General features: G+C 69.8%; 20 protein-coding genes. 11 read left to right on the top strand and 9 right to left on the bottom strand.

What is annotated here, in order from left to right:
• Window positions 1–7: 7 nt before the first annotated feature.
• The 7 genes from ACQKIP_RS00240 (at window position 8) to ACQKIP_RS00210 (ending at window position 7232) form a co-directional block, all read left to right on the top strand.
• Window positions 8–859, top strand: coding sequence for a M24 family metallopeptidase (locus ACQKIP_RS00240; protein WP_365861272.1), 852 nt, complete (start codon window positions 8–10; stop codon window positions 857–859).
• Window positions 856–2637 (top strand): SDR family oxidoreductase, encoded by a 1782-nt coding sequence (locus ACQKIP_RS00235; protein ID WP_365861271.1) that lies wholly within the window; start codon window positions 856–858, stop codon window positions 2635–2637. The genes ACQKIP_RS00240 and ACQKIP_RS00235 overlap by 4 nt, the downstream gene beginning before the upstream one ends.
• Window positions 2634–3566, top strand: coding sequence for a metal-dependent hydrolase (locus ACQKIP_RS00230; protein ID WP_365861269.1), 933 nt, complete (start codon window positions 2634–2636; stop codon window positions 3564–3566). The genes ACQKIP_RS00235 and ACQKIP_RS00230 overlap by 4 nt, the downstream gene beginning before the upstream one ends.
• A gap of 26 nt (window positions 3567–3592) precedes the next feature.
• Window positions 3593–4549: a MerR family transcriptional regulator gene (locus ACQKIP_RS00225; protein WP_365861268.1), complete on the top strand. Its 957-nt coding sequence runs from the start codon at window positions 3593–3595 to the stop codon at window positions 4547–4549.
• A gap of 150 nt (window positions 4550–4699) precedes the next feature.
• Window positions 4700–5278 carry an RNA 2'-phosphotransferase gene (locus tag ACQKIP_RS00220; protein ID WP_365861267.1) on the top strand — a complete coding sequence of 193 codons (579 nt, stop codon included), beginning with the start codon at window positions 4700–4702 and terminating at the stop codon, window positions 5276–5278.
• Window positions 5279–5332: 54 nt separating this feature from the next.
• On the top strand, window positions 5333–6256 hold the full coding sequence (locus ACQKIP_RS00215) for an LLM class flavin-dependent oxidoreductase (RefSeq protein WP_365861266.1): 924 nt from the start codon (window positions 5333–5335) through the stop codon (window positions 6254–6256).
• Between the two features lie 61 nt (window positions 6257–6317).
• The gene (locus ACQKIP_RS00210; RefSeq protein WP_365861264.1) at window positions 6318–7232 is read left to right on the top strand and encodes a Cof-type HAD-IIB family hydrolase; all 915 of its coding nucleotides are present in this window, start codon (window positions 6318–6320) and stop codon (window positions 7230–7232) included.
• Between the two features lie 14 nt (window positions 7233–7246).
• On the opposite strand, the gene ACQKIP_RS00205 is transcribed toward ACQKIP_RS00210, so the two are convergent.
• The 6 genes from ACQKIP_RS00205 to hisC form a co-directional block, all read right to left on the bottom strand.
• Window positions 7247–8296 carry a murein hydrolase activator EnvC family protein gene (locus ACQKIP_RS00205; protein WP_365861262.1) on the bottom strand — a complete coding sequence of 350 codons (1050 nt, stop codon included), beginning with the start codon at window positions 8294–8296 and terminating at the stop codon, window positions 7247–7249.
• Window positions 8297–8416: 120 nt separating this feature from the next.
• Window positions 8417–10234 (bottom strand): GAF domain-containing sensor histidine kinase, encoded by a 1818-nt coding sequence (locus tag ACQKIP_RS00200; protein ID WP_365861260.1) that lies wholly within the window; start codon window positions 10232–10234, stop codon window positions 8417–8419.
• 66 nt (window positions 10235–10300) lie between these two features.
• Window positions 10301–13852, bottom strand: a complete 3552-nt coding sequence (gene cydD, locus ACQKIP_RS00195) for a thiol reductant ABC exporter subunit CydD (RefSeq protein ID WP_365861258.1) — start codon at window positions 13850–13852, stop codon at window positions 10301–10303.
• Between the two features lie 121 nt (window positions 13853–13973).
• A complete protein-coding gene (gene cydB, locus ACQKIP_RS00190; protein ID WP_365861257.1) occupies window positions 13974–14978 on the bottom strand; it encodes a cytochrome d ubiquinol oxidase subunit II in 1005 nt (334 codons plus the stop codon).
• A 14-nt stretch (window positions 14979–14992) separates the two neighbouring features.
• A complete protein-coding gene (locus tag ACQKIP_RS00185; RefSeq protein WP_365861255.1) occupies window positions 14993–16531 on the bottom strand; it encodes a cytochrome ubiquinol oxidase subunit I in 1539 nt (512 codons plus the stop codon).
• Between the two features lie 280 nt (window positions 16532–16811).
• On the bottom strand, window positions 16812–17894 hold the full coding sequence (gene hisC / locus ACQKIP_RS00180; RefSeq protein WP_365861254.1) for a histidinol-phosphate transaminase: 1083 nt from the start codon (window positions 17892–17894) through the stop codon (window positions 16812–16814).
• A 439-nt stretch (window positions 17895–18333) separates the two neighbouring features.
• Here hisC and ACQKIP_RS00175 point away from each other — a divergent pair, with 439 nt between their 5' ends.
• From ACQKIP_RS00175 to ACQKIP_RS00165, 3 genes are all read left to right on the top strand, one after another.
• Complete coding sequence (locus tag ACQKIP_RS00175; RefSeq protein WP_190082941.1) at window positions 18334–19455, top strand: LacI family DNA-binding transcriptional regulator; 1122 nt, start codon at window positions 18334–18336, stop codon at window positions 19453–19455.
• Window positions 19456–19755: 300 nt separating this feature from the next.
• Window positions 19756–20838, top strand: coding sequence for a metallophosphoesterase (locus ACQKIP_RS00170; RefSeq protein WP_365861252.1), 1083 nt, complete (start codon window positions 19756–19758; stop codon window positions 20836–20838).
• Between the two features lie 182 nt (window positions 20839–21020).
• On the top strand, window positions 21021–21893 hold the full coding sequence (locus tag ACQKIP_RS00165) for a hypothetical protein (RefSeq protein ID WP_365861250.1): 873 nt from the start codon (window positions 21021–21023) through the stop codon (window positions 21891–21893).
• A gap of 76 nt (window positions 21894–21969) precedes the next feature.
• On the opposite strand, the gene thiC is transcribed toward ACQKIP_RS00165, so the two are convergent.
• Window positions 21970–23751: a phosphomethylpyrimidine synthase ThiC gene (thiC, locus tag ACQKIP_RS00160; RefSeq protein WP_365861248.1), complete on the bottom strand. Its 1782-nt coding sequence runs from the start codon at window positions 23749–23751 to the stop codon at window positions 21970–21972.
• A 219-nt stretch (window positions 23752–23970) separates the two neighbouring features.
• Between thiC and ACQKIP_RS00155 the strand changes: the two genes are divergently transcribed.
• Entirely contained in the window at window positions 23971–25419 is a 1449-nt protein-coding gene (locus ACQKIP_RS00155; protein ID WP_365861246.1) for a YibE/F family protein, read from the top strand.
• 57 nt (window positions 25420–25476) lie between these two features.
• Here ACQKIP_RS00155 and ACQKIP_RS00150 read toward each other — a convergent pair whose 3' ends face one another.
• Complete coding sequence (locus tag ACQKIP_RS00150; protein WP_365861244.1) at window positions 25477–25914, bottom strand: SsgA family sporulation/cell division regulator; 438 nt, start codon at window positions 25912–25914, stop codon at window positions 25477–25479.
• 103 nt (window positions 25915–26017) lie between these two features.
• The gene (locus tag ACQKIP_RS00145; protein ID WP_427741795.1) at window positions 26018–26731 is read right to left on the bottom strand and encodes an IclR family transcriptional regulator; all 714 of its coding nucleotides are present in this window, start codon (window positions 26729–26731) and stop codon (window positions 26018–26020) included.
• Window positions 26732–26996: the final 265 nt, after the last annotated feature.

Here is a 26996-nt window from a genome sequence, read left to right as displayed (position 1 = left end):
CGGTGGCATGACCTCAGCAGTGGCAGGCGAACTCACCGCGGAACTGCGGGGGTTCAGGGAAGTACAGACCCTCGCGTATGAATGCGCGGAGGCGGTCGCGGCGCAGCTCAGGCCGGGTGTGACCGAGCGCGAGGCGGCGCGCATGCAGCGCGAGTGGCTGCGTGAGCGGGGTGTGCGGGACTGGTTCCACCTGCCGTTTGCCTGGTTCGGGGACCGCACGGCGTTCGTGAACTTCCGGATACCGCTGCAGTTCTTCCCCACCAACCGCCGCCTCGAGCCCGGGATGCCCTTCATTCTCGACATGGCCCCGGTCCACAAGGGATATACGGCGGACATCGGCTACTCCGGCTGTCTCGGCCTCAACCCCGTGCACGACAAGCTGCTCGCCGACCTGGAGGAGCACCGCGAGCTGCTCCTGCGCGAGGTGCGCGAGCGCCGGACGCTGCGCGAGATCTATGCGGACGTGGACCGGCTCATGGTCCGCCAGGGGTATGCGAACCGCCACCGCGCCTATCCCTTCGGCGTCATCGCGCACAAGATCGACCGGGTCAAGGAGCGCCGCAGGTCACCGCATGTGTTCGGCTTCGGCACCCAGTCCCTGAAGGGCTTGGCGAGCGACGCGATCCACGGCCACCGGGACGGCTGGTCTCCGCTGTGGTCGCCTTACAAGTTTTCCGACCACCCGCCCCAGCCGGGGCTCTGGGCGGTCGAACCGCACCTCGGATTCCGGGGTACGGGCGCGAAGTTCGAGGAGATCCTGGTCGTCACCGACTCCAAGGACCCCGAACAGAGCGCGTTCTGGCTGGACGACGATCTGCCGCATGTGCGGCGCTGGGCTGAGGAGAGGGCCGCCGCATGAGCACCGAAGGAACGAACACGGGGATCAAGGGCGCCCGCGAGCGCTGGGTGCGCACCGGCGGAGTGGAGCTGTGCGTCGCCGAGTTGGGCGACCCCACGCAGCCCACAGTCCTGCTCGTGCACGGCTATCCGGACTCCAAGGAGGTGTGGTCGCAGGTCGCCGAGCGCCTCGTCGACCGCTTCCACGTCGTGCTCTACGACGTGCGCGGGCACGGCAGGTCGACCGCTCCGCAGCCCCTACGCGGCGGCTTCACGCTGGAGAAGCTGACCGATGACTTCATGGCCGTCGCCGATGCGGTGAGCCCGGACAAGCCGGTGCATCTGGTCGGCCACGACTGGGGCTCGGTGCAGGCCTGGGAGTTCGTCACGGTCAAGCGCACCGAGGGGCGCATCGCGTCCTTCACCTCGATGTCGGGGCCCTCGCTCGACCACTTCGGGCACTGGATCAAGAAGCGGATGACCCGGCCCACACCGCGCAAGGTCGGCCAGCTCCTCGGCCAGGGCGCCAAGTCCTGGTACGTGTACATGCTGCACACACCGGTGCTTCCCGAGCTCGCCTGGCGCGGCCCCCTCGGCAAGCAGTGGCCCAAGATCCTCCAGCGCGTGGAGAAGGTGCCCGCCGGCGAGTACCCCACGTCGTCGCTGCCCTCGGACGCCGCGCACGGAGCATGGCTCTACCGCGACAACGTCCGCGCGCGGATGCGAAAGCCCCGCACCGACGCCTACGCACACGCGCCCGTGCAGCTCATCACGCCGTCCGGCGACATCTTCCTCTCGGAGCGGCTCTACGACGAACTGGAGCTGTGGGCGCCGCAGCTGGTGCGCCGCAGCATCCCGGCCAAGCACTGGGTGCCCCGCACCCGGCCCGATCAACTGGCCGCGTGGATCACCGACTTCGTCACCACCAACGAGGACGGCCTGCCCGCGAAGGACAGCGTGGCCACGGGCAAGCACGCCGACCGCTTCGGCGGTCAGCTCGTCCTGGTCACGGGGGCGGGCAGCGGCATCGGCCGGGCCACCGCCTTCGCGTTCGCCGAGGCGGGCGCGCGCGTGGTGGCCGTCGACCGGGACGCGGAGAGCGCGGCGCGCACGGCGGAGATGTCCCGTCTTATCGGCGCCCCCGGGGCCTGGGGCGAGACGGTCGACGTCGCCGACGAGCAGGCCATGGAGAAGCTCGCCGAGAAGGTCGCCAGGGAGTACGGCGTCGTGGACGTCCTGGTGAACAACGCGGGCATCGGCCTCTCCGGCTCCTTCCTCGACACTAGCGCCGAGGACTGGAAGAAGGTCCTGGACGTCAATCTGTGGGGCGTGATCCACGGCTGCCGGCTCTTCGGCAAGCAGATGGCCGAGCGCGGCCAGGGCGGCCACATCGTCAACACCGCGTCCGCGGCGGCGTTCCAGCCCTCCAAGGCCCTGCCCGCCTACAGCACGTCCAAGGCGGCGGTCCTGATGCTCAGCGAGTGCCTGCGCGCAGAGCTCGCGGGCCAGGGCATCGGGGTCTCGGCGATATGCCCGGGCTTCGTGAACACGAACATCACGGCGACCACGCACTTCGCGGGCGTCGACGCCGAGGAGGAGAAGCGCCGCCAGAAGAAGACCTCCCGCCTGTACGGCCTGCGGAACTACCCGCCGGAGAAGGTCGCCGACGCGATCCTGCGCGCGGTCGTCAAGAACCAGGCGGTCGTGCCGGTCACCCCGGAGGCCCGTGGCGCCCACCTCATGTCCCGCTTCACGCCCAAGGCCCTGCGCGCGATCGCCCGATTGGAGCCGCCGCTGTGAGCACGGAGAAAAGCACCGACACGAACACCGAGGAGCACTACACGATCGTTCCGCGCCGGGTCTCCTTCGACTGGGAGCGGACCCCGCTGCACTGGATACCGGACGAGCCCACCGCCACCCACGTCATCAACGTGCTGCATCTGCTTCTCCCGGCGGGGGAGCGGTGGTTCGTGAAGGTCTTCAAGGAAGGCCTGCCCCTGGTCACCGACCCGGTGCTGCTCAAGGACGTCAAGGGCTTCATGGGCCAGGAGGCCACGCACAGCGTGCAGCACGCGCACGTGCTCGACCACCTGGCGGCACAGCGGCTCGACACCGCCGCCTTCACCAAGTACGTCGACTTCCTCTTCGAGAAACTCCTCGGTGAGAATCCGCCGATGGGAGCGCCGATACCGACGCAGGAGTGGCTGCGCTTCCGTCTCGCGGTCGTCGCGGCGATCGAGCAGTTCACGGCGGTTCTGGGCAACTGGGTGCTGCACGCCGAGGGCCTGGACCACGCGGACGCCGACGCGGTCATGCTCGACCTGCTGCGCTGGCACGGCGCGGAGGAGGTCGAGCACCGCGCGGTCGCCTTCGACATGTACCAGCACTGCGGCGGCGAGGGCCCGCCCCGCTATGCCCGGCGCATCGCGGGCATGGCGGTCACCGCGCCCGTGATGCTGTACCTGTGGGTCTGGGGCACCGCCTATCTGATGCGCCGGGACCCCGTGCTCGCGGGCCGCCTCCGCTACTCCCTGTCCGAGCACAACAAGGCCGTCGCGAAGGGCCTGCTGCCCACGTGGCGAGAGCTCGGTGCGGCCATACCCCGCTATCTGCGGCGGTCGTACCATCCCTCGCAGGAAGGCTCGCTGCGCAAGGCCGTCGAATACCTGGCCCAGTCACCCGCGGCGCGGGCCGCGGCCGCTGCGGTCGGCCGAGCGGCCATCGCCTAGTACGAGGTTCAACGGAGGCGGGGAGCGTGGACGATCAGTCGGGCGCCGGACAGGGGCCGGCGGAGTACCGCATCGAGGACCTGGCGCACCACAGCGGCGCCACGGTCCGTACGATCCGCGCCTACCAGGACCGCGGCCTGCTCCCCCGGCCCGAGCGGCGCGGCCGGGCCAATGTGTACGGCGACGCCCATCTGGCCCGGTTGCGGCAGATAGCCGATCTGCTCGACAGGGGCTACACCCTGGCGTCCATCAAGGAGCTGCTCGCGGCCTGGGACGCGGGCCGGGGGCTCGGCGGTGTCCTGGGTCTCGCCGCCGAGGTCGACGGCCCGTGGACGGACGAGAAGGCCGACCGGATGACGCGGGCGGAGCTGGACGCGGCATTCGGCGGCGAGCCGGACGAGGCGGCGGTGGCCGACGCGATCGCGCTCGGCGTCCTGGAGCCCGTTCCGGGACGGGACGGCGAATTCCTGGTTCCAAGCCCTCAAGAGCTTTCTGTCGCCGTTGAGTTGCATGCTGCCGGTGTTCCGCTGTCCGCAATCTCCGGTCATCTGCGGGAGTTGAGAGGCCAGGTCGAGCACATAGCGTCCCGTTTCCTGGAGTTCACGACCGAGCATGTCTTCGCGCGTTATCTCGGCCCCAACCCTCCGAGCGAGGTGGACGCGACGGAGGCTGCGGCTCTCGTACGCCGCCTGAGGCCGCTCGCACAGCAGTCGGTCGACGCCGAACTGGCGCGCGCCATGCGTCTGTTCGCCACCCGTCACCTCAAGCATCACTTGGCGTCCGGACAACCGGCCCGGCGCACGGATGAGGCATTCCCGGTGGCCCTTCCCGCGTCGACAACGCAGGCCGTTGAGGCCCTGGTTGGCCGGGAGAACGTCGCCGCGTTCGTCGCCGCCGCCACTGAACGCGAGGTTCAGGCGCGGACATTGGACGCACTTGCGGCAAGTAGGGGCAATAGTCCATCTGTTGACCAAAGCGCCTAAATAGCTCGCGCGTTGTCCACAGAATCGTCAATTGGCCTGTGGATAACTGGACTTGGCTGTGGATCAAACCTGTGGACGAAAAGTGTTGGATGAAAAGTCGGTGGACGAAAATCGAGTGCGGGGAGAACGGTTCGGAGCGAGGCTGAACGGATGAATGGAGAACCCCCCTCTCACGGGGCGGCCGGTGAACGACGCACCGTGAAGGTGTCGAAATACCTGTCCAAGCACCTGCGCCACCAGCCCGAGCGAATCGGACTCACGCTCGACGAGAACGGCTGGGTGGAGATCGACGCACTGGTCGCCGCGGCGCAGGCGCACGGATTCCGCTTCACGCGTGCCGAGCTCGACCATGTGGTGGCCGTCAACGACAAACAGCGCTTCGCCGTGGAAGACGGCCGTATCCGCGCCAGCCAGGGCCACTCCGTCGACGTCGACCTCGATCTGCCCCCGGCGACCCCGCCCCCGTATCTCTTCCACGGCACGGTGGCCCGCAATACCGCGGCGATCCGCGCCGAGGGGCTGCGGCCCATGAACCGCCATGCCGTGCATCTCTCGCCCGACCGCGAGACCGCCACCCGCGTCGGCGCCCGCCGCGGGCGACCCGTCGTGCTCTCCGTGGACGCGGGCGCGATGCACCGCGACGGGCATGCGTTCCAGGTCAGCGCCAACGGCGTCTGGCTCACCGCCGCCGTGCCCCCCGGCTACATCCGCTTCCCGTCCTCCCGCTGACCCGGCCGCGGCGAGCGCAAAGGGCGCCGCCTCCCGGGGCATACGCTCTGTTGCATGAGTTTGCGTCTGAGCACCGTGATCCTGCCCGTCAGCCGCTGGCACGAGGGCGGCAAAGAGCGTTGGCAGCGGGCAGAGGAGCTCGGCTTCCACACCGCGTACACCTACGACCACCTCTCCTGGCGGACCTTCCGCGACGGGCCCTGGTTCGGCGCGGTGCCGACCCTGACCGCGGCCGCGGCCGCCACCGACCGGCTGCGCCTGGGCACGCTGGTCACATCGCCGAACTTCCGGCACCCGGTCACCCTCGCCAAGGAACTGATCACGCTGGACGACGTGTCCGACGGCCGGATCACCCTCGGCATCGGCGCGGGCGGCAACGGCTTCGACGCCACCGCACTGCGCAAGGCCACGGAGGAGCCCTGGACGCCGCGCGAGCGGGCCGACCACTTCGGCGAGTTTCTGCCCCTGCTCGACCGACTTCTTACGGAAGACGTCGTTTCGCACGAGGGCGAGCACTACTCGGCATCCGAGGTGCGCAACATCCCCGGATGCGTCCAGCGCCCCCGGCTTCCCTTCGCCGTGGCCGCCACCGGGCCCCGCGGCCTGAAGCTCGCCGCGCGCCACGGGCAGGCCTGGGTGACCACGGGCGACCCGAAGCTCTTCGAGAACGGCACTCCGGAGCAGTCACTTCAAGCCATCCGCGGCCAGGCCGAGAAGCTGGCCACGGCGTGCGACGCGATCGGCCGCGATGCCGCCGAGCTCGACAAGATCCTGCTCACCGGGTTCACCCCTGACCGCCCCCTGGACTCCTTCGACGCCTTCGTGGACTTCGCCGGCAACCACGCTGAGCTGGGCTTCAACGAGATCGTTCTGCACTGGCCGCTTCCGGGGACCTATTTCGCGGCCGACGAGAAGCTCTTCGAGCGGATCGCCACGGAGGCCCTCGTCCAGCTGGGAGGCGGCACAGCAGGGGCGTAACGGCACTCAGATGTGCGACCCAGCGCACGCCCGTGCAGCCAGATGCGGGACAATCGATGGCGTGACCTCAGCTACCGAACGGCCCGAGACCCCGGCCGCCTCCGTCCCTCACCGGCCCAAGGCCCGGCTGATCGCCACGGACCTGGACGGCACCCTGCTGCGTGACGACAAGTCGGTGTCCGACCGCACCGTCGCCGCACTCGACGCCGCCGAGCGGGCCGGGATCGAGGTCTTCTTCGTGACCGGCCGCCCGGCCCGCTGGATGGACGTCGTCAGCGCCCACGTCCACGGCCACGGCCTCGCCATCTGCGGAAACGGCGCAGCCGTGGTGGACCTGCACGACGGCTCCGGCGGCCACCGTTTCGTGAAGGTGCGGGAGTTGCGCCGCGAGGACGCGCTGGACGTCGTCCGTCTGCTGCGCGAGGCGGCCCCCGGCACGTCCTTCGCGGTCGAGCGGACCGGCGGCCTGCACCACGAGCCGACGTACCCGCCGCTGCACCTGGAGCCCGGCGAGAGCGTCGCCCCCGCGGAGAAGCTCCTCGCCGAGGACTCGGACAACGCCACCCAGCCCATCCTGAAGGTGCTCGCCTTCCACCCCGAGATCGCGCCCGACGACTTCCTGGTCGTGGCCCGCGAGGCCGTCCGCGGACAGGTGGAGATCACCCGGTCAAGCCCGAGCGCCCTCCTCGAGATCAGCGGCCCCGGCGTCTCCAAAGCCAGCACCCTGGAGCTGTGCTGCGCAGAGCGCGGGATCACGCCCGAGGAGGTCGTCGCCTTCGGCGACATGCCGAACGACATCGAGATGCTCAGCTGGGCAGGCAGGTCGTACGCCATGGGCAACGCGCACCCGGACGTGCTCGCGGCCGCCTCGGGACGCACGGTCGCCAACAACGAGGACGGCGTCGCGGTCGTCATCGAACGCATCCTGAGCGAACAGCAGGACCAGCCGGACCGCCAGAGCCGACCGGACCACTAGAGCCGGCCGGACCGCTAGAGCCGTACCCCCCGCCCCTTCAGCCACTTGCCGGGATCGACCGCCGAGCCCTGCTGCGGGGTGAGCCGCACCTCGAAGTGCAGGTGCGGCCCCGTCGAGTTGCCGGTCGTGCCCGCCTGCCCGAGCCACTGACCGGGCCGCACGCGTTCGCCCTGGTCGACGGTGACGGCGGCCAGATGCGCGTACTGCGTGTAGTAGCCGCCCTTGTGCGCCACCACGACCTCGATGCCGAAGCCGCCCCCGCACGACACCGACTTCACCCGGCCCGCGCCCACCGCCCGCACCGGCGCCCCGATGCCGACCGCGAAGTCCTGCCCGGTGTGCCGGTGCGCCCAGTGCGCCCCGGCGCTGTCGAAGCCCGCCGACAGCTCGTACTTCTTCACGGGCGTCATCCACGCGCGCGTGGAGGTCCCCTTCTTCCTTTTCGGCTGGTCCAGGCGTACGGCGCCCCTGCACCGCCCGGCCGCGACCGACCGGTCGGCCTCGCCCTGGAGGGTCCACCGCGCCGACTCCAGCTTGCTCTCGATCCCGCGCTTCAGCCTCGCGAGGCGTGCGTGGCGCCGGTCGAGGCTGCGTCGGGCACGGTCCGCCCGGTGCTTGGCGTCCGCGAGACTGGCGGCGGCCCGCTGGGTCCTGCCGACGGCGTGGGTGACGGCGAGCCCCGCCTGCCCCAGCAGCCGCTGACCGCGCATCAGCTCCTCCGGGCTCTCGGCAAGGAGCAGTCGGGCGGCGTGCGGAAGACCGCCGCCGCTGCGGTACTGGGCGCCGGCCATCCGCCCGAGGTCCGCGTGCAGCCCGTCGACCGCGCGGCGCTCCTTCGCGAGGAGCCGGTCCAGCTTCCGGACCTTCTTGCGTTGCGCCTTGGCCGCGCGCCGCCCCGCTTCGTAGCGCGCGGTCGCCGCGGAAGCCTCCTCGTAGAGGCGTGCCACTTCGGCGCTCGTACCCGGTCCTTCGGCGGCATCGGCGGGCGCGGGGCACAGGAGCGCGCACAGGAGTACCGACACGACGAGGAGCGGGCGACAGCCGCCGCGGTGACGTAAGCGCATGTCACGGATCGTTGCCCCGCAGCCGTCGCCGGGTCCTGCGCGACTCCTGCACCCGGGGCAACCGGTGCCCCGAAAGGCCCACTGCCGTACGGCCGAACAGGGGCCCCTGCGACGACGCCGTCAGTACGGCGCCTGCCACACCACCGTCGTCCCGGCCCCGTCCTCGCCGATGCCCGCCCCGTACCAACTGTCCCCGCCGAGCGATTCCGCACGTCTCTTGAGGTTCTTCAGGCCGCTGCGCCGGCCGCCCGCCGCGATACCGACGCCATCGTCCGAGACCGTCAGACGCACGCCCTGCTGCCCGTCGGGAAGGATCACCGTCGAGTCGACGACGACGTCGATGCGGTCGGCGCGCGCGTGCCGGAACGCGTTGGACAGCGCCTCGCGCAGCGCCGCGATGAGGTTCTTGCCGGTGAGCTCGCCGACCACCGTGTCGACGGGTCCCGTGAAGTGGTGCGAGGGCTTGAAGCCGAGCGGCACCGCGGCCATGTTGATCTCACGCAGGACCCGCGTGCGCAGCCCGGAAGGAGCCTCGGCCGGGCCCTGCTGCAAGGCGAAGATCGCCGTACGGATCTCCTGGATGGTCACGTCGAGCTCGTCGACGGCCTTGCCGACACCCCTTTGCACCTCGGGCACGACGGACCTGCGCTGGGCGCTCTCCAGGATCATCCCGGTGGCGAACAGGCGCTGGATGACCAGGTCGTGCAGGTCCCGCGCGATGCGGTCGCGGTCCTCGTACACCGCGAGCCGTTCCCGGTCGCGCTGCGCCTCGGCCATCATCAGCGCGAGCGCGGCCTGCGAGGCGAACTGGGTGGCCAGCGTCCGCTCGGTCTCGCTGAACGGCCGCGCTCCACGCGCGCGTGGCGTGACGAGAGTCCCCATGACGCGGCCGTCGCTCTGCAAAGGCAGCATCATGACGGGGCCGTAGCCGCGGGCGAGATCGGTCAGGACGCGCGGGTCCGTGGCCGCGTCGTCCAGGAACACGGAGTCCCCGGCGAGCAGTTCGCCGATGATGTGGCTCTCCGGAGGGATGATCACGCCGAGCATCCCGGAGGGCTCGTCCGAGGAGACGGCCACGATCTCCATGCCGCCCTCGTCGTCGGGCAGGAGCACGATCCCGGCTGCCGAGTCGGCGAGATGGCGGGCCTGTTCCGCGACGACGGCGAGCGCCTCCTCCGCGTCGCTGCCCGAGAGCAGCGCCGTGGTGACCGCCACGGAGCCGTCGATCCAGCGTTCGCGCTGCATGGCGGCTTCGTAGAGCCGGGCGTTGCCGATGGCGATGCCCGCCTCCGTGGCGAGTACGTGGACCATGTGCACGTCGTACTCGTTGAAGTCGGCGCCGCCCCGCTTCTCGGTCAGATAGAGGTTGCCGAAGATCTCGCCCTGGACGCGGATGGGGACGCCGAGGAAGGTCCGCATCGGCGGGTGGTGGGCCGGGAAGCCGCACGAGCGCGGGTCGGCCGACAGATCCGCGAGGCGCAGGGTCTCCGGCTCGTGGATGAGGGCGCCGAGCAGCCCCTTGTGTCCGTCCGGCAGGCGTCCGATGCGGTCGGCGGTCTCCTCGTCGATGCCGGTGTAGACGAAGTCGGAGAGCCCTTTGCCGTCCTCGGAGACGACGCCGATCGCCGCGTAGTGGGCGTCCGCGAGCTCGGCCGCCGTCTCGCAGATGCGGTCCAGCGTCGTGTGCAGTTCGAGCCCCGCACCGACGGAGCGCATCGCCTCGAGGAGCTGCGGCACCCGCGCGGTCAGCTCGGGGGAGAGCCCCTGGAGGCCGCGGGTCGTCTGCTTCGCCGCCTCGTCCGCGTCCGGCGTGCCCGTCGTATCCGTCGTACCGGTCGTGCCGGTCGTGCCGGTCGTGCCGGTCGTACCGGTCGTGCCCGGTGCGCCCGGTGTGCCGTCGGGTGGCGGGGAAGCGGCGGAGGCCGAGGGGGCTGACATGCCTTTGAGAGTAGTTAGTCCTATTTGGCGAGGAAAGTCGGCGCTTGGGTCCTGGCGCCCGCTCACCTATCCCGCCGCCGTCACCAGCAGGTCCGCCGCCCGCTCCCGCTCCCGCATGCGCCGCAGCGGCCCGTCCACCACCACGAGGTCCGCGTACGCACCGCGCTGCACCACCCGCCCCGCGTCCAGGACGATCACCTCGTCCACCGCGTCGAGCCCGGCGAGGCGATGCGTGATGAGCAGCGTCGTACGCCCCTCGGTGGCGGCGAGGAGATCTTCGGTGAGGGCGTCGGCGGTCGGCAGGTCGAGGTGTTCGGCCGGCTCGTCGAGGACAAGGACGGGGAAGTCGGCGAGCAGCGCGCGGGCCAGGGCGATGCGCTGGCGCTGGCCGCCCGAGAGCCGTGCCCCGTGCTCGCCGACCAGGGTGTCGAGCCCGTCGGGGAGCGAGTCGGTCCACTCCCGGAGGCGGGCCCGCTCCAGGGCGCCGCGCAGTTCGTCGTCACCGGCGCCCTTGCGCGCGATGAGCAGGTTCTCCCGTACGGAGCTGTCGAAGATGTGCGCGTCCTGCGCGCAGAGCCCGACGAGTTCGCGCACGGTGTCGCCGTCCAGCGTGGCCGCGTCCGTGCCGCCCAGGCTGTACGTGCCTTCGCTCGTCCCCAGGAAGCGCAGCAGCACCTGGGCGAGCGTCGTCTTGCCGGAGCCCGACGCGCCGACCACCGCGATGCGCCGCCCGCGCTCCAGCGTCAGGCCGACGCCCGCGAGCGCGTCACGCTTCTGCCCCTCGTAGCGGGCGTGCAGCCCCTCGACACGGAGCGGGAAGGGCGTCTGCGGACGCTGCGCGGGTACAGCGGGCTCGGGAACCGGGTCGGGGGCGTCGAGGACCTCGTAGACGCGTTCGGCGCTCTTCATGACGCGCTGGCGGTACTGGACGGCGAGCGGGAGCCCCAGGACCGCCTCGAAGGCGGCGAGCGGGGTCAGGACGACCACGGCGAGCGCGACGCCGCTGAGCCGGCCGTCGTGCAGTGCCTGTACGCCGACGACCGCGGCGGCGGCCACGGTGAGCCCCGTGGCGAGCGCGCCCAGGCCGTCGCCGAGCGCGGTGGCAGTGGCGGTCCTGGACGCGATCCGGGTCAGGTCGGCATCGGCTTCCTTCGCCTTGGCCGTACGACGGGTCAGCGCGCCGGCGACCGTCAACTCGGCGGTGCCGGTGAGCAGATCGGCCACGCGGGTGGCGAGCACCCCGCGCGCGGGGGCCAGCTTCCGCTCCGCGCGGCGGGCGACGGCTCCGGAGAGCAGCGGTACGCCCACTCCCGCGACGAGCAGGCCGACGGCGAGGACGGCGCCCGCCTCGGGCAGCAGCCAGGCGGTGAAGCCGACGGATCCGATGCCCACCGCCGCGGCGGCGGACGCGGGCAACAGCCACCGCAGCCAGTAGTCCTGGAGGGCGTCCACGTCCGCGACCAGGCGGGAGAGCAGGTCGCCGCGACGAGTCTTCCCGAGCCCGGCGGGGGCGAGGCGCTCCAGGCGCCGGTAGACGGCGACGCGGGTGTCGGCCAGCATGCGCAGGACGGCGTCGTGCGAGACCAGGCGCTCCGCGTAGCGGAAGACGGCGCGGCCGAGACCGAAGGCACGGGTCGCCGTCACCGCGATCATCAGGTACATCACCGGCGGCTGCTCCGAAGCCCGGCTGATCAGCCACCCCGAGGTCGCCATCAGCCCCACGGAACTGCCGATCGCGAGCGCACCCAGCAGCAGCGCGAGCGCGAGCTTGCCCTTCCGCGCCTGCGCCGCACCCCGCACCCGGGCCAGGACCCCGGCATCCGGGCGAGGACTCCCCGAAGCCTCGGCCCCGGACACCTCCGCCTGCCCCGAAGCCCCGGCCCCCGGCACCTCCCCATGCCCCGAAGCCACGCCGTCCGCCGCCCCGCCACCCGGCACCGCCAGGGAGACGGCAGCCCCGTCCACCCGCGGCCGCGCAGCACCCCCGGCCGGGGTCTCAAGCCGTACGACCCGGTCCGCGATGCCCAGCAGCGCGGGCCGGTGCACGACCATCAGCACCGTCCGCCCCACGGCAAGGCGCCGCACCGCCTCGACGACCCCCGCCTCGGTCTCCCCGTCCAGAGCCGCGGTGGGCTCGTCCAGGAGGACCACGGGCCGGTCCGCGAGAAACGCCCGCGCCAGAGCGAGCCGCTGCCGCTGCCCGGCGGAAAGACCGGCCCCGTCCTCCCCCAGCACGGTCTGCTCCCCGGAGGGCAGCGCGGCGACGAACTCCAGCGCCCCCGCGGCCTCCAGCGCGTCCCGCACGGCGGCATCGTCCGCATCCGGCCGCGCCAGACGTACGTTCTCCGCGACGGACCCCGCGTACAAGTGCGGCCGCTGCGGCACCCAGGCGATCCGCTCCCGCCACAGCTCCGGCGCGACCCCGGCCAGGTCCACGCCCCCGACGCGCACCCGCCCCTCGGCAGGCTCGACGAACCCGAGGACCACGTCGAGGAGGGTCGACTTGCCCACCCCGCTCGGCCCGACCAGAGCCACGGTCTCACCGGGCTCCACCGCGAACGACACCCCGGAGACCGCATCCGAGTCCCGCCCCGGATACCGCACCGTCACGCCCTCGACGCTCAGCGCACCGTCCGGCACCGCCCCCGTCCCGGCGGCCCGCACCGGGGCCTCCAGGACCTCGAAGATCTCCTCGGCTGCGGAGAGCCCTTCCGCCGCCGCGTGGTACTGCGCACCGACCTGGCGCAGCGGGAGATAGGCCTCGGGCGCGAGGATCAGGATCACCAGACCCACGTACAGATCCATGTCGCCGTGGACGAGCCGCATCCCGGTCGTCACCGCGACCAGCGCCACCGACAGCGTCGCGAGCAGTTCCAGGGCGAAGGAGGACAGGAAGGCGATGCGCAGCGTGCGCATCGTCGCCTGCCGGTACTCGCCCGTGATCTGCCGGATCGACTCGGCCTGTGCCTTCGCCCGCCCGAACACCTTCAGGGTCGGCAGACCCGCCACCACGTCCAGGAAGTGCCCCGACAGGCGGGAGAGGAGCCGCCACTGACGGTCCATCCGGTTCTGGGTCGCCATGCCGATCAGGATCATGAAGACCGGGATCAGCGGCAGCGTCACGACGATGATCGCCGCCGACACCCAGTCCTCGGTGACGATCCGCGCGAGCACCGCCACCGGCACCACCACCGCGAGCCCCAGCTGCGGCAGGTAACGCGAGAAGTAGTCGTCCAGGGCGTCCACGCCCCGCGTCGCCAGCGAGACCAGCGATCCGGTCCGCTGCCCGCCCAGCCAGCCCGGCCCCAGCGCACCCGCCCGTTCGAGCAGCCGCCCCCGCAGCTCCGACTTCACCGCCGCGCTCGCCCGGTGTGCGGCGAGCTCCGTCAGCCAGGCGACGAGCGCCCGCCCTGCCGCGACCACCGCGAGCAGGACGAGCGGCGTCCCCAAGTCGCCGAGGGCGAGCCCCTTCTGGAAGGCCCCGACCACGATCTCGGCGATGAGCATCGCCTGGGCGATGACAAGCCCCGCCCCGGCGACACCGAGGACCACCACCGCGACCAGGAAGAACCGGGTGGCACGGGCGTACCTGAGCAGACGCGGGTCGATCGGTTTCACGTGAAACACACCCTCCGAAGAAACCGAGGAACGGGGAAATCAGTGGCCGCGGATGAGCGGCCGGGATCAGTGAGCGGGATCAGCAACCGGGATCAGCGAGCGGGATCAGCGAGCGGACATCTCAGTGAGCCGTATCAGCAATGTGCTGCGTCCCGATCCGCTTGCGGAACACCCAGTAGGTCCACGACTGGTAGAGCAGCACGACCGGCGTTGCGATTCCGGCACACCACGTCATGATCTTCAGGGTGTAGGGACTCGACGAGGCGTTGGTGACCGTGAGGCTCCACTCCTCGTTCAGCGACGACGGCATGACGTTCGGGAAGAGCGTCAGGAAGAGCATCGCCACGGCAGCCGCGATCGTGATGCCCGAAAGGGCGAACGACCAGCCTTCCCGTCCCTTCTTGATCGCCACGATCGCAGCGACAAGGGCGACCACGGCCACGGCCATCGCGACCAGGCTCTTGCCGTCGCCGTTGTCCGCCTGCGTCCAGATCAGGAACCCGAGCGCCAGGACCGCGGTCACCAGACCGAGCCGCAGCGCCAGCTTCCGCGCCCGCATCCGGATGTCCCCGACCGTCTTGAGCGAGGCGAACACCGCGCCGTGGAAGGTGAACAGCGTCAGCGTGACCAGGCCACCGAGGATCGAGTAGGGGTTCAGCAGGTCCCAGAAGTTGCCCACGTACTCCTTGTGGGCGTCGATCTTCACGCCGCGCGTGATGTTGGCGAAGGCCACGCCCCACAGCACGGCCGGGATCAGCGAGGTCCAGAAGATGGCCTGCTCCCAGTTGCGCTGCCACTTCTCCTCGGGCCGCTTCGCCCGGTACTCGAAGGCGACCCCGCGCACGATCAGGCAGAGCAGGATGATCAGGAGCGGCAGATAGAAGCCGGAGAAGAGCGTCGCGTACCACTCGGGGAAGGCGGCGAAGGTCGCACCGCCCGCCGTGAGCAGCCACACCTCGTTGCCGTCCCACACGGGGCCGATGGTGTTGATGAGGACCCGCTTCTCGGTCCGGTCCCTGGCGAGCAGCTTGGTGAGGACGCCGATCCCGAAGTCGAAGCCCTCCAGGAAGAAGTAGCCGATCCACAGGACGGCGATCAGCACGAACCAGATGTCGTGAAGTTCCATGACGGTCAACTCCCTCAGTACGAGAAGGCCATGGGCCGGTCGGCGTCTTCGTCGCTGTCCGAGCCCGATCCGGCTCCCGGCCCGCCGATCTTGGTGGGCGGGTTGAGGTCGGCCTCGGTGAGCTCGGGCGGGCCCTGCTTGATGTACTTGAGCAGCAGCTTCACCTCGATCACGGCGAGGATCGCGTAGATCGCGGTGAACACGATCAGCGAGGTGATCACCTCACCCTGCGAAACCCCCGGCGAGACCCCGTCCTTGGTCTTCAGGACGCCGTAGACCACCCAGGGCTGACGCCCGGTCTCGGTGAAGATCCAGCCCCAGGCGGTGCCGATGAGCGGGAAGATCAGCGTCCACTGCGAGAGCCGCCACCACCACTTGCCGAGCTTCGGCGTCAGCTCCTTGTTCTTGGTGAGCATGAGCTTGGGCACGTCGTCCTCGCCCGTGCGGTGCTCCGGCGCCAGCCAGATCTTCCGCCGTGTGAGGTAGAGCCCGGCGGTGCACAGGGCCATGGAGACCCCGCCGAAGCCGATCATCCAGCGGTACGACCAGTAGGCGGTGGGGATGTTGGGCCGGTAGTCACCGGGGCCGTACTTCTCCTGCGCTTCCCTGTTGAGGTCGTTGATGCCGGGGATCTCGGCGCTGAAGTTGTTCTTGGCCAGGAAGGACAGTATTCCGGGGATCTCGATGGCCACGTCGTTGTGCCCCTTGGACACGTCGCCGTACGCGAAGAGCGAGAACGGCGCCGGCTTCTCCGACTCCCACAGGGCTTCGGCCGCCGACATCTTCATCGGCTGCTGCTCGTACATGACCTTGCCGAGGGTGTCGGCGCTGATCACGGTGAGCAGGGTGCCGGCGAACGCGGTGACCAGGCCGAGCCGCATCGACATCCGCATGGTGCGGATGTGCTGCTTCTTGCGCAGGTGGAAGATCGCGATGCCGGTCATGAAGGCGCCGCCGACCAGGACCGCCGCCGAGATGACGTGGAAGAAGTTGACCAGCGTCGTCTCCTGGAACAGCACCTTCGAGAAGTCGGTGAGCTCCGCGCGCTTGGTGCCGTCCCGGTCCACGATCTTGTAGCCGACCGGGTGCTGCATAAAGGCGTTGGCGGCGATGATGAAGTACGCCGACGCAATCGTTCCTGCGGAGACGATCCAGATCGTGGCGCAGTGCAGCTTCTTCGGGAGCTTGTCCCAGCCGAAGATCCACAGGCCGATGAAGGTCGACTCGAAGAAGAACGCGATGAGAGCTTCGAAGGCGAGCGGGGCCCCGAAGATGTCACCGACGAAGCGCGAGTAGTCGGACCAGTTCATGCCGAACTGGAACTCCTGGACGATGCCGGTGACGACGCCCATCGCAATGTTGATCAGGAACAGCTTTCCCCAGAACTTGGTCGCCCTGAGGTAGTGCTCCTTGCCCGTGCGAACCCAGGCCGTCTCCAGGACCGCCGTGAGAGCGGCCAGGGAGATCGTCAGAGGGACGAACAGGAAGTGGTAGACGGTGGTGATGCCGAACTGCCATCGCGCCAATGTCTCGGGCGCCAGAGCCAGATCCACGTCGACTTCTCCTTACGGCCGTGATCACATCGGCAGTTTGCCCCTTTAATCCCACTGATCTTCGGAGGAACAGGGACACGCTTGTGAACGCGTTCACATTCACAAGCATTATGTCGTACCGGTTCCGAGCAATGACAGGGGGTCCCCCTTACTGACGGGAACCTCACACGGCCCCGGCCAGGGGCACGGGAACAGACACGGCGAACGCGCATGACAAGGGGGTGCGACGAAGGGGCCGGGAACAGCGTCCCGGCCCCTCGTCACACCACCGCGCGTGCGGTTACAGCTGCTCCTTGCGGAACGCCTCCGCCGCCTGCACGAAGATGTCGTTGGCCTCGGTCTCCCCGATCGTGACCCGAACCCCTTCGCCCGCGAACGGCCGCACGACCACGCCGGCCTTCTCGCACGCCGCCGCGAAGTCGAGCGTCCGCTCCCCGAGCCGCAGCCACACGAAGTTGGCCTGCGTCCCGGGCACGGTCCAGCCCTGCCCGCGCAGCGCCTCGACCACCCGCGTGCGCTCGCCGACCAGGGCGCCGACACGGCCCATCAGTTCGTCCTCGGCCCGCAGCGAGGCCACCGCAGCGTCCTGCGCGAGCTGGCTCACGCCGAAGGGCACCGCCGTCTTGCGCAGGGCGGCCGCGACCGGCTCGTGGGCGATCGCGAAGCCGACCCGCAGTCCCGCGAGGCCGTACGCCTTGGAGAACGTACGCAGCACGGCGACGTTCGGACGGTCGCGGTAGAGCTCGACGCCGTCGGGCACCTCGGTGTCACGGATGAACTCGCGGTAGGCCTCGTCGAGCACCACCAGGACATCGCTCGGCACCCGGTCCAGGAACCGCTCCAGCTCGGCCCTGCGCACCACCGTGCCGGTCGGGTTGTTCGGGTTGCAGACGAAGATCAGCCGCGTCCGGTCGGTGATGGCGTCGGCCATCGCGTCCAGGTCGTGGACGTCCCCCGGCGTCAGCGGCACCTTCACCGACGTGGCGCCGCTCACCTGCGTGATGATCGGGTACGCCTCGAAGGACCGCCAGGCGTAGATGACCTCGTCACCGGGACCGGACGTGGCCTGGAGCAGCTGCTGCGCGACGCCGACGGAGCCGGTGCCCGTCGCCACGTGCGAGACCGGCACCCCGAAGCGGTCGGCGAGCTCGCTCATCAGGCCGGTGCACGCCATGTCCGGGTAGCGGTTGAACGTGCCCGCGGCGGCGAGCGCGCTCTCCATGACGCCCGGCAGGGGCGGGTAGGGGTTCTCGTTCGAGGACAGCTTGTAGGCCGCCGGGCCATCGGCGGCGGCAGGCTTCCCCGGCTTGTAGCTGGGGATACCCTCCAGCTCGGCACGCAGCCTCGGGCTCGTCTCGCTCACCGCAGTCCTCCTCTTGAACATCCGAAAAACCTGAAACGTCTGGAACATCTGGAACGCCAGAAAAACCAGAAACGTCCGGAACGCCTGAACACCTGACGTCAATACTCCTCACCTTATGAGGATTCAGCGCTGCTGCGAATGGGTCAGGGGAAACGGCTCCCACAGGCGTGCACAGAGGGGGGAGCGCTCCGCGTCTCAGTACGCGCCGGTGGCTCGCGCCGTGGCGCGCATCACCCGTGAAGGTGAGTTGAGACCTCTTCGAAACATCGCTCCATCGGCAGGCCCGTGCGCGGCGACACAGGAGCGTCCACCCCGGGAACCGCCAACTCCCTTGCAATCCAAGGTCGTTGACCCGATTTCTCCATGCAGAAACGTGCCTGTCAACGAGTGAATATGCGTCCGCACTACCCACCCCCATGAGCCCTACTATCGGCTCGCCATGACAGCAGCAGGGAACCACCAGGTGAGCCGAGCGGAGACCGCCCGCCGGGGCAACCGGCAGAGCCGAGCGGGCATCAGAGACGTCGCCGCCGCCGCCGGTGTCTCCATCACGACTGTCTCCGACGCACTCAACGGCAAGGGGCGGCTCCCGGACGCCACCCGACGCCACGTCCGCGAGGTCGCCGAACGGCTGGGCTATCGGCCCTCCGCGGCGGCCCGAACGCTCCGTACCGGCAAGTCGGGCCTCATCGGCCTGACCGTGACGACCTACGGGGATGAACCTTTCACCTTCACCGAATTCGCGTACTTCGCGGAGATGGCCAGAGCCGCGACCTCGGCCGCGCTGGCCCGCGGCTACGCCCTTGTCATCCTTCCCGCCACCTCCCGGCGCAGCCCCGTGGACGTGTGGTCGAACGTCGCGCTCGACGGCACCGTCGTCGTCGATCCGTCCGACCACGATCCCGTCGTCAGCGAGCTCGTGCGCCAGGGCCTCCCCGTGGTGTCCGACGGCCGTCCGGCCGGGTCTCTGCCGGTCACCGCCTGGGTCGACAACGACCACGAGGCGGCGGTCCTGGAGATCCTCGACCACCTCGCGGCGGCCGGAGCCCGCCGCATCGGACTGCTCACCGGAACCACCACGGACACGTACACCCATCTGTCCACGACCGCCTATCTGCGCTGGTGCGAGCGCGTCGGCCAGGACCCGGTCTACGAGTCCTACCCCGCCCACGACCCGTGCGCCGGCGCCGTCGCGGCCGACCGGCTGCTCGCCAGACCAGACCGCCCCGACGCCGTATACGGCCTCTTCGATCCCAACGGCACCGATCTCCTGGCCGCCGCCCGCCGCTACGGACTGCGCGTCCCGGACGACCTGCTGCTCGTGTGCTGCAGCGAGTCCACCGTCTACGCCACCACCGAACCGCCCATCACCACGCTCTCGCTCAAACCGCGCCGCATCGGCACGGCCGTCGTCCAGCTGCTCATCGACGCCATCGAAGGGCTGGATTCGGGCCGGCCCGTCGAGCAGGTGATACCGACGGAGCTGATCGTGCGCACCTCGTCCGAGCGACGTCCGCCGCGCACGACGGTCAGCCCACCCCGCTCGCCCGGACCGGGTTGAGCGGACCGTTCGGCATCGGGTTGAGCGGCTCGCTCGACACCGGGTTGAGCGGACCGTTCGGCGGGGAGAACCCCCGTCAACCGGGCAGTGCCCGGCACTGCCCGGTCGTGGCCCGGGGGGAAACCCCTACCCAATTCGGGAGAAAACCTCGGTGAACAGGGGTTCAGCACTGATTCACCACCCCTGGTGCACCACACAGCGCGAGCCGCATTCCTATGATGGGCGGACGACACCGCGGGCCGCTGCGACCAGGCAGTCCGATCTCGGTGCAGATGCGGCGCAATGGTGGTGGAGGGGTCGATGACTCAGGGGGCCGGTCAGGGACCCGATGTGCGGACGGCGACGTTGCGCGACTTCCGCGTTCCGGCGTACGTCCATGAGACCGGACCGGTCCAGGGGGGTCCGGCGGGTGTGGCGGGTCCGAGCGCGCCGGTGGAGGTCACCGGAGTGCCGGACGACGGCTACACCCCGACCCAGCGCGACCTGCCGGTCATCAATCGCGGGGACACCGTGCAAGTGGAGGTGCAGCCCATGCCGGAGCCTCCGCAGGCGCCGACCGACGAGCACGGTCCGCTGTTCGTCGTGGGCGACGTGCACGGCTATCTGGACGAGCTGCTCGCGGCGCTCCACGAGCAGAACCTCATCGACGGCGACGGCGACTGGTCCGCGGGCAACGCACGCCTGTGGTTCCTCGGCGACTTCACCGACCGCGGCCCGGACGGCATCGGCGTCATCGACCTCGTGATGCGCCTGTCCGCGCAGGCGGCCGCCGCGGGCGGCTACTGCAAGGCCCTGATGGGCAACCACGAGCTGCTCCTGCTCGGCGCGAAGCGGTTCGGCGACACCCCGGTCAACTCGGGCGCGGGCACGGCCACCTTCCAGGCCGCCTGGCTCCTGAACGGCGGCCAGAAGACCGACATGGAACGCCTGGAGGACCACCACCTGCAGTGGATGGCCCGCCTCGACGCGATCGAGTCGGAGGACGGGCATCTCCTGATGCACTCCGACACGACCGCCTATCTGGATTACGGCGACTCGATCGAAGCCGTGAACGACACGGTCCGCGAAACCCTCACCCGCAACGACGCCGACGAGTGCTGGGACCTCTTCAGGAAGTTCACCAAGCGCTTCGCCTTCCGCGACGAGTCGGGCCCCGGTGCCGTACGCGAACTCCTCGACATGTACGGCGGCCACCGCATCGTGCATGGCCACAGCCCCATCCCGTATCTGCTCGGCGATGTCGGCTCGGAGGATGACTCCGACGGCGGCGGTCCCGTAATCGAGGGACCACACATCTACGCAGGCGGACTGGCCATCGCCATGGACGGCGGCGTGACCATGGCCGGAAAACTGCTGGTCTGCCAACTGCCCCTGGATAACTGAGCGTTCGCTGGGCAGGCGCTCCTCTACACGATCACGCGGGCCAGGGGGCCCAATTCTGGAAACCCCCTGTCACCGCGTGCCGTCACGGCTCTACCATCGGCTTATCCGTAGCAGGCTCCCCTCCGTTTCTGCCCGACGGCTCGCAGCCATGCGAGCTCCCAAGCCCTACGGAGCATCGGGGGATGCACATGAACAGCGCTCCACAACTGCTCAATGAGGACCGCCCCGAGTACGAGCGGATCCTCGATGAGGCGCTGCGCACCGCACCGAACCGTCCTGATCTAGCCGCACTGGGCGAGCGGCTCAATCCGGAGCAGCTGCGCACCATGGCTCTGAACGCCACCGCGCTGATCACTGCCGCCGCAACGACCGAGTACACGCACTACGTGAAGGTCCGCGAAGAACTGCGCGAAAGCGGATCTGCCGCATCATCGATCCGCGAGCGGAGCACCGAGGGCACGGAAGCCGGTTCCGGCGGGCTCGGTCTCGCCACCACGATGGGGGAGGTCACCGTTCAGGCTTCGGGGGCGGGAGCCGTCGCCGTCGTCGCGGTGCTCGCGCCCGTTCTCGCCGGGGCGGCCGCCGCGATCTTCCTGCTCGTCGGCTACATCCTGAAGATGCTCACCCCGGAGCCCGCCTTCGCGGACACCATGCTCACCGCGGGATGGCTGTTCGGCGCGCTCACCGCGGGGGGCATCCTCGTCGCCGCGGTCGGTCTGCTCCTGACCGCCCTGCGCAACGGCTCGACCTCGCTACAGGCCGGTTCGTACGGCGATCAGAACGAGGAGGTGGTCCGCGCCAGGGAAGCCTGGGGCGAGGCACTCCTGGAGCGCGGCGTCCTGCCGTTCCTGCGGCAGGCGCTCGCGGATCCGGGGGCGGCTCACGCGGCCCGCACACCGGCCGGGGATCCGGGCGGCCGGATGCCGCACCTCGGCTATCACCGGCCGGGGTTCAGCAGCCCGGGCGGCGAACAGGCGGCGGGATCGCGCCCGAGCTTCTCGAGCCCGGACTTCTCCAGCCCGGACTTCGGCGGTCCCGAGCACAAGCCGGAGTAGTACGCGACGCGCCTTCGGGCGGACAGCGAGACCGTCCGCCCGAAGTGCCACGCCGTGACGCGGTGCCGTACGCCGATCAGTCGGCGATCGGGAGATACACGCGGTTTCCGGCTGCCGCGAACTCCTTGGACTTCTGGTCCATGCCCGCCGCGATCTCTTCCTGCGTGCCGCCGTGCTCGCGCCGGATGTCGTGCGAGATCTTCATCGAGCAGAACTTCGGCCCGCACATCGAGCAGAAGTGCGCCGTCTTCGCGGGCTCCGCCGGCAGCGTCTCGTCGTGGAACTCCCGTGCGGTGACCGGGTCGAGGGCCAGGTTGAACTGGTCCTCCCAGCGGAACTCGAAGCGTGCGTCCGAGAGCGCGTCGTCCCAGTCCTGCGCGCCCGGGTGGCCCTTGGCGAGGTCCGCGGCGTGGGCAGCGATCTTGTACGTGATGACGCCGGTCTTCACGTCGTCACGGTTGGGCAGGCCCAGGTGCTCCTTGGGCGTGACGTAGCAGAGCATCGCCGTGCCCCACCAGCCGATCATCGCGGCGCCGATGCCGGAGGTGATGTGGTCGTAGGCGGGCGCGATGTCGGTGGTCAGCGGGCCGAGCGTGTAGAACGGCGCCTCCTCGCAGATCTCCTGCTGAAGGTCGACGTTCTCCTTGATCTTGTGCATCGGGACGTGGCCCGGGCCCTCGATCATCGTCTGTACGTTGTGACGCTTGGCGATCGTGTTGAGTTCCCCGAGGGTGCGCAACTCGGCGAACTGCGCCTCGTCGTTGGCGTCCGCGATCGAACCGGGGCGCAGGCCGTCGCCCAGCGAGTACGTCACGTCGTACGACGCGAGGATCTCGCAGAGCTCCTCGAAGTTCTCGTAGAGGAAGCTCTCCTTGTGGTGCGCGAGGCACCAGGCGGCCATGATCGAGCCGCCGCGCGAGACGATGCCGGTCTTGCGGTTGGCGGTCAGCGGGACGTACGGAAGGCGCACGCCCGCGTGCACCGTCATGTAGTCCACGCCCTGTTCGGCCTGCTCGATGACCGTGTCCTTGTAGATCTCCCAGGTCAGCGCCTCGGCCTGGCCGTCGACCTTCTCCAGGGCCTGGTAAAGCGGCACGGTGCCGATGGGGACGGGGGAGTTGCGCAGGACCCACTCGCGGGTGGTGTGGATGTTGCGCCCGGTGGAGAGGTCCATGACCGTGTCGGCGCCCCACTTGGTCGCCCAGGTCATCTTGTCCACCTCCTCCTCGATGGAGGAGGTCACCGCGGAGTTCCCGATGTTGGCGTTCACCTTCACCAGGAACTTCTTGCCGATGATCATCGGCTCGATCTCCGGGTGGTTCACGTTGGCGGGGATGACCGCGCGGCCCGCGGCGACCTCCGCGCGCACGACCTCGGGGTCGAGGTTCTCGCGGATCCCGATGAACTCCATCTCGGGCGTGATCTCGCCGCGCCGGGCGTACGCGAGTTGCGTCACCGCCTGGCCTCCACGGCCCCGGCGCGGCTGGCGCGGACGGCCGGGGAAGACCGCGTCGAGGTTCTTCAGGCCCCCGCGCGGCGAGGTGTGCTTGATGCCGTCGTCCTCGGGGCGGGGCGGACGGCCCGTGTACTCCTCGGTGTCGCCGCGGGCGATGATCCAGTTTTCGCGCAGGGGTGCCAGGCCCCTGCGGACGTCGGTGTCGATGGACTCGTCGGTGTACGGACCCGAAGTGTCGTACAGGGTCACGGCCTTGCCGTTGGTGAGGTGCACCTGCCGGACCGGCACCCGCAGATCCGGGCGCGAGCCCTCGACATACGCCTTGTGCCATCCGATGGACTTCCCGACCTCGCCGCTCTGGTTCTGCGTCGAGGCAGGCGTGCGTGCGTCCGATGTGGTCATGAGACCTACTCCCTACGCCGGCATTACCCGGTAACAGGTTCGGCGGTCGACGCAGCGGATTCCGTACGGATCGTGCACGTGATGTGCCGCTTCGTACGGAGTTCAGCGCCCTCTCAGCCCGGTGCTCCGAGCTCCCGCGTTTGCAAAGGTGGCTCCACGCTAGCGTCATATCGGGCGCGCTGAACAGAGGGCCCCCTCCGTTCTTGCGATGATCGGGCAGTGACCACCACACAGCCGCCGTCCCAGCCGCCCGTCCCGAACACGCCTCCGGACCCGCACGGGCACTCCCACAGCCACGGTCCGGCCGCGCCCGTCTCCAAGCATCTGCGCAAGGTCATCGCCGCCGTGCTGATTCCTTTCGCCACCGCGGTGGTCGTGGGGCTCGCGGTGTTCTGGCCGGGGGGCGCACCGGCCCATGAGCGCACCGGAGTCGGCTTCGACCGCCAGACCCAGTCGGCCGACGTGACGAAGGTGCAGGAGCTCCCCTGCAAGGACGTCAACGCCTCGCAGACCCCGCCCAACGGCGATACCTCCACCGCGGAGGGGCAGAGCGCGCAAGAGCGCTCGAAGGGCGTCTGCAAGAAGGCGACGATCGAGGTGACGAGCGGCAAGGACAAGGGCCGCACGTTCACCGAGATCGTCCAGCCGGACTCGCCGCGGCAGTTGCGCCAGGGCCAGCAGGTGGTGGTCGCCTACGAGCCCACGGCTCCCGAGGAACTGCAGTACTCGGTCACCGACGTGAACCGGAAGTTCCCCATGGCGCTGCTCGCCGGGATCTTCGCCCTCGCCGTGGTCGTGGTGGGACGGCTGCGCGGCGTCATGGCCCTGGTCGCCCTGGCGTTGAGCTTCCTGGTGCTTACGTTCTTCATCCTGCCCGCGATCCTCCAGGGCTCGAACCCGCTGGTCGTGGCGGTGATCGGGGCCAGCGCCATCATGCTGATCGCGCTCTATCTGTGCCACGGCCTCACGGCCCGTACGTCGGTCGCGGTGCTCGGCACCCTGATCTCCCTTCTCCTCATCGGGCTGCTCGGCTCGCTCTTCATCGGCTGGGCTTCCCTGACCGGCAACACGGACGACAACACCGGCCTGATCCACGGCCTGTACCCGTCCATCGACATGAGCGGCCTGCTGCTTGCGGGCGTCATCATCGGCTCGCTGGGCGTGCTCGACGACGTGACGGTGACGCAGACGTCCGCCGTCTGGGAACTGCACCAGGCCAACCCCACGATGGGCTGGCGCGGCCTGTACGGCGCGGCCATCCGCATCGGCCGCGATCACATCGCCTCGGTCGTCAACACCCTCGTCCTGGCCTACGCGGGCGCGGCGCTGCCCCTCCTGTTGCTCTTCTCGATCGCGCAGAGCAGCGTGGGCACGGTGGCCAACAGCGAGCTGGTCGCCGAGGAGATCGTGCGCACCCTGGTCGGCTCGATCGGCCTGGTCGCATCGGTACCGGTCACGACCGCGCTCGCGGCCCTGGTGGTCTCGGCGGACCGGCCGGGAAGCGGTGCGGGCCGTACGGGAAGCGGTGCGGACCGTACGGGAAGCGGCGCGATCCGGGCGGTCAGCGGTGCGGGCCGTACCGGAAGCAGTGCGGGCCGGACGGGAAACGGCGCCGCCCCTGCTCCCAAGCAGACCCGCGGCGGAAAGGGCCGGCGTCGCAAGGCCTGAGCCCTCGATGCCGCAAAATGCACCAATCTGCCGTACGGCTTTGCCCGGCTCCCGGCATCAACCCGCGCTCTGCTCCTCGGCGAGGATCCGGTCCAGCGCTTCGTCCAGGTGCGTCTCGAAATCGGCGAGCGCCCGCTCCTGCCCGAGCGGCACCAACTTGTCCGTGCGGTCCAGGAAGGCGAGCAGCGGCGGGATCCCCACCCGGAACAGCGCCTGGTCCGCACCGACCTGAAGCCTGATGAGCACCTCGTCGAGCAGTTCGGGATCGGTGGGCGCGATGTGCACGTCCCCCTCACCGCAGGCCTCGCCCATCCCGTCGACGAGTAGTTCACGCCCGAAGGCCCAGGTCACGGGCGCGTCGCCGGGCAGGTGGAAGGTGAACCGGACGGCGTACGGATCGCCGGCCTCGTAACGCAGCTCCACCGGGATGCGAAACGACAACTCCTCGGAGACGAGGAAGCTCATCATGACCTCTGCTTGGACCGACTCTCGCATCGCCCGCCTACCCCGTCGCTGAAGCTCGACTGGCCAGGAACCAACTCCCTGACACTCTTGGCATCTTGCTTAACGTACACATCAGATCACAAGGAGTGAGTTTTCAGATGCTGATAGAGAAAGCCAGTGTCCCCAACAATTTCCCGATCTCGCCTTGCAGGCGCTCGGCTGCGGGCAGTAGTCGATCTTCCTGGTAGGAGGGAACGGAGATCGCCATGGTCGCCGCAGTGTTACCCGCAGTGATCGGAATCGCCGCGCAGACCGTCCCCAGCGCGTACTCCTGCCGCTCCACCACGGGCCTCATCCGGCCCATTCCGCCCAAACGGCGAAGGAAGCTCCTGTCGTCACGGACCGAGTACGGAGTGATCGACTGCACCGGGTAACGAGAGAGGTGGTCCTGCCGCTGCTCGTCGTCGAGTTGGGCGAGCAGACACTGCCCGATCGCATGGGCGTGTCCGGTCTCGCGGAAGTCGGCCCATTCCTCCACGGCCGGATTCCCGGGCGTGTCCGCGACGCCCACCACCTCGATCTCGCCCTCGCGGTAGAGAGCGAAGTACACCGGCACCCCGATGACGTCACGCCAGTGCTCCAGGGCCTCCCCGATCATGCCGCGACGATTCTGCTGCGCCCCGCTCGCACTCAGCCGCTCGGCGGCCTCCCCGAGCACGAACACGCCCTTGTCCCGGCACAGATAGCCCTCGTGGGTCAGCGTGCGCAGCAGGTGATACGCCGTGGGCAGTGCCAGCCCGGCCTCCCGCGCCAACTGTTTGGCGGGCGCCCCCTCCTGATGCTCGGCTGCAGCCTCCAGCAACCGCATCGCCCGCTGTACGGAGCCAATGAGAGTGGGCGGGGCGGAGGTTGAGGCCGAGACCGTCGACGGCGCCCCGTACGAGGTGACGTTGGGCGGGGTGCCGCCTGTATCGGCATTGTCCGCGGATGTGTCGGCGGTGTCTGTGGAGTCGGCGGTGCCGGCGGGTGTGGCGTCAACCGTGGCCAAGGTTCACTCCCGAAACACGTGGGGGTTCCGCCCGTGCCCGGGTATACACGGGTGGGAGCGCAGAGCGCCCGTGCAGGGCTCGCCC

Source organism: Streptomyces sp. NPDC059900, assembly GCF_050270335.1.
GTDB lineage: Bacteria > Actinomycetota > Actinomycetes > Streptomycetales > Streptomycetaceae > Streptomyces.
This window is presented reverse-complemented; position numbering and strand designations above follow the sequence as displayed.

What these genes read in the sequence shown, in the direction of transcription:
- ACQKIP_RS00240 (WP_365861272.1), top strand. Translation starts at nt 8, where the DNA reads ATGACCTCAGCAGTGGCAGGCGAACTCACCGCGGAACTGCGGGGGTTC.
- ACQKIP_RS00215 (WP_365861266.1), top strand. Translation starts at nt 5,333, where the DNA reads ATGAGTTTGCGTCTGAGCACCGTGATCCTGCCCGTCAGCCGCTGGCAC.
- ACQKIP_RS00145 (WP_427741795.1), bottom strand. Translation starts at nt 26,731, where the DNA reads ATGCGGTTGCTGGAGGCTGCAGCCGAGCATCAGGAGGGGGCGCCCGCC.
- ACQKIP_RS00235 (WP_365861271.1), top strand. Translation starts at nt 856, where the DNA reads ATGAGCACCGAAGGAACGAACACGGGGATCAAGGGCGCCCGCGAGCGC.
- ACQKIP_RS00165 (WP_365861250.1), top strand. Translation starts at nt 21,021, where the DNA reads ATGCACATGAACAGCGCTCCACAACTGCTCAATGAGGACCGCCCCGAG.
- ACQKIP_RS00175 (WP_190082941.1), top strand. Translation starts at nt 18,334, where the DNA reads ATGACAGCAGCAGGGAACCACCAGGTGAGCCGAGCGGAGACCGCCCGC.
- ACQKIP_RS00170 (WP_365861252.1), top strand. Translation starts at nt 19,756, where the DNA reads ATGACTCAGGGGGCCGGTCAGGGACCCGATGTGCGGACGGCGACGTTG.
- ACQKIP_RS00220 (WP_365861267.1), top strand. Translation starts at nt 4,700, where the DNA reads ATGAATGGAGAACCCCCCTCTCACGGGGCGGCCGGTGAACGACGCACC.
- cydB (WP_365861257.1), bottom strand. Translation starts at nt 14,978, where the DNA reads ATGGAACTTCACGACATCTGGTTCGTGCTGATCGCCGTCCTGTGGATC.
- ACQKIP_RS00200 (WP_365861260.1), bottom strand. Translation starts at nt 10,234, where the DNA reads ATGTCAGCCCCCTCGGCCTCCGCCGCTTCCCCGCCACCCGACGGCACA.
- ACQKIP_RS00205 (WP_365861262.1), bottom strand. Translation starts at nt 8,296, where the DNA reads ATGCGCTTACGTCACCGCGGCGGCTGTCGCCCGCTCCTCGTCGTGTCG.
- ACQKIP_RS00150 (WP_365861244.1), bottom strand. Translation starts at nt 25,914, where the DNA reads ATGCGAGAGTCGGTCCAAGCAGAGGTCATGATGAGCTTCCTCGTCTCC.
- thiC (WP_365861248.1), bottom strand. Translation starts at nt 23,751, where the DNA reads ATGACCACATCGGACGCACGCACGCCTGCCTCGACGCAGAACCAGAGC.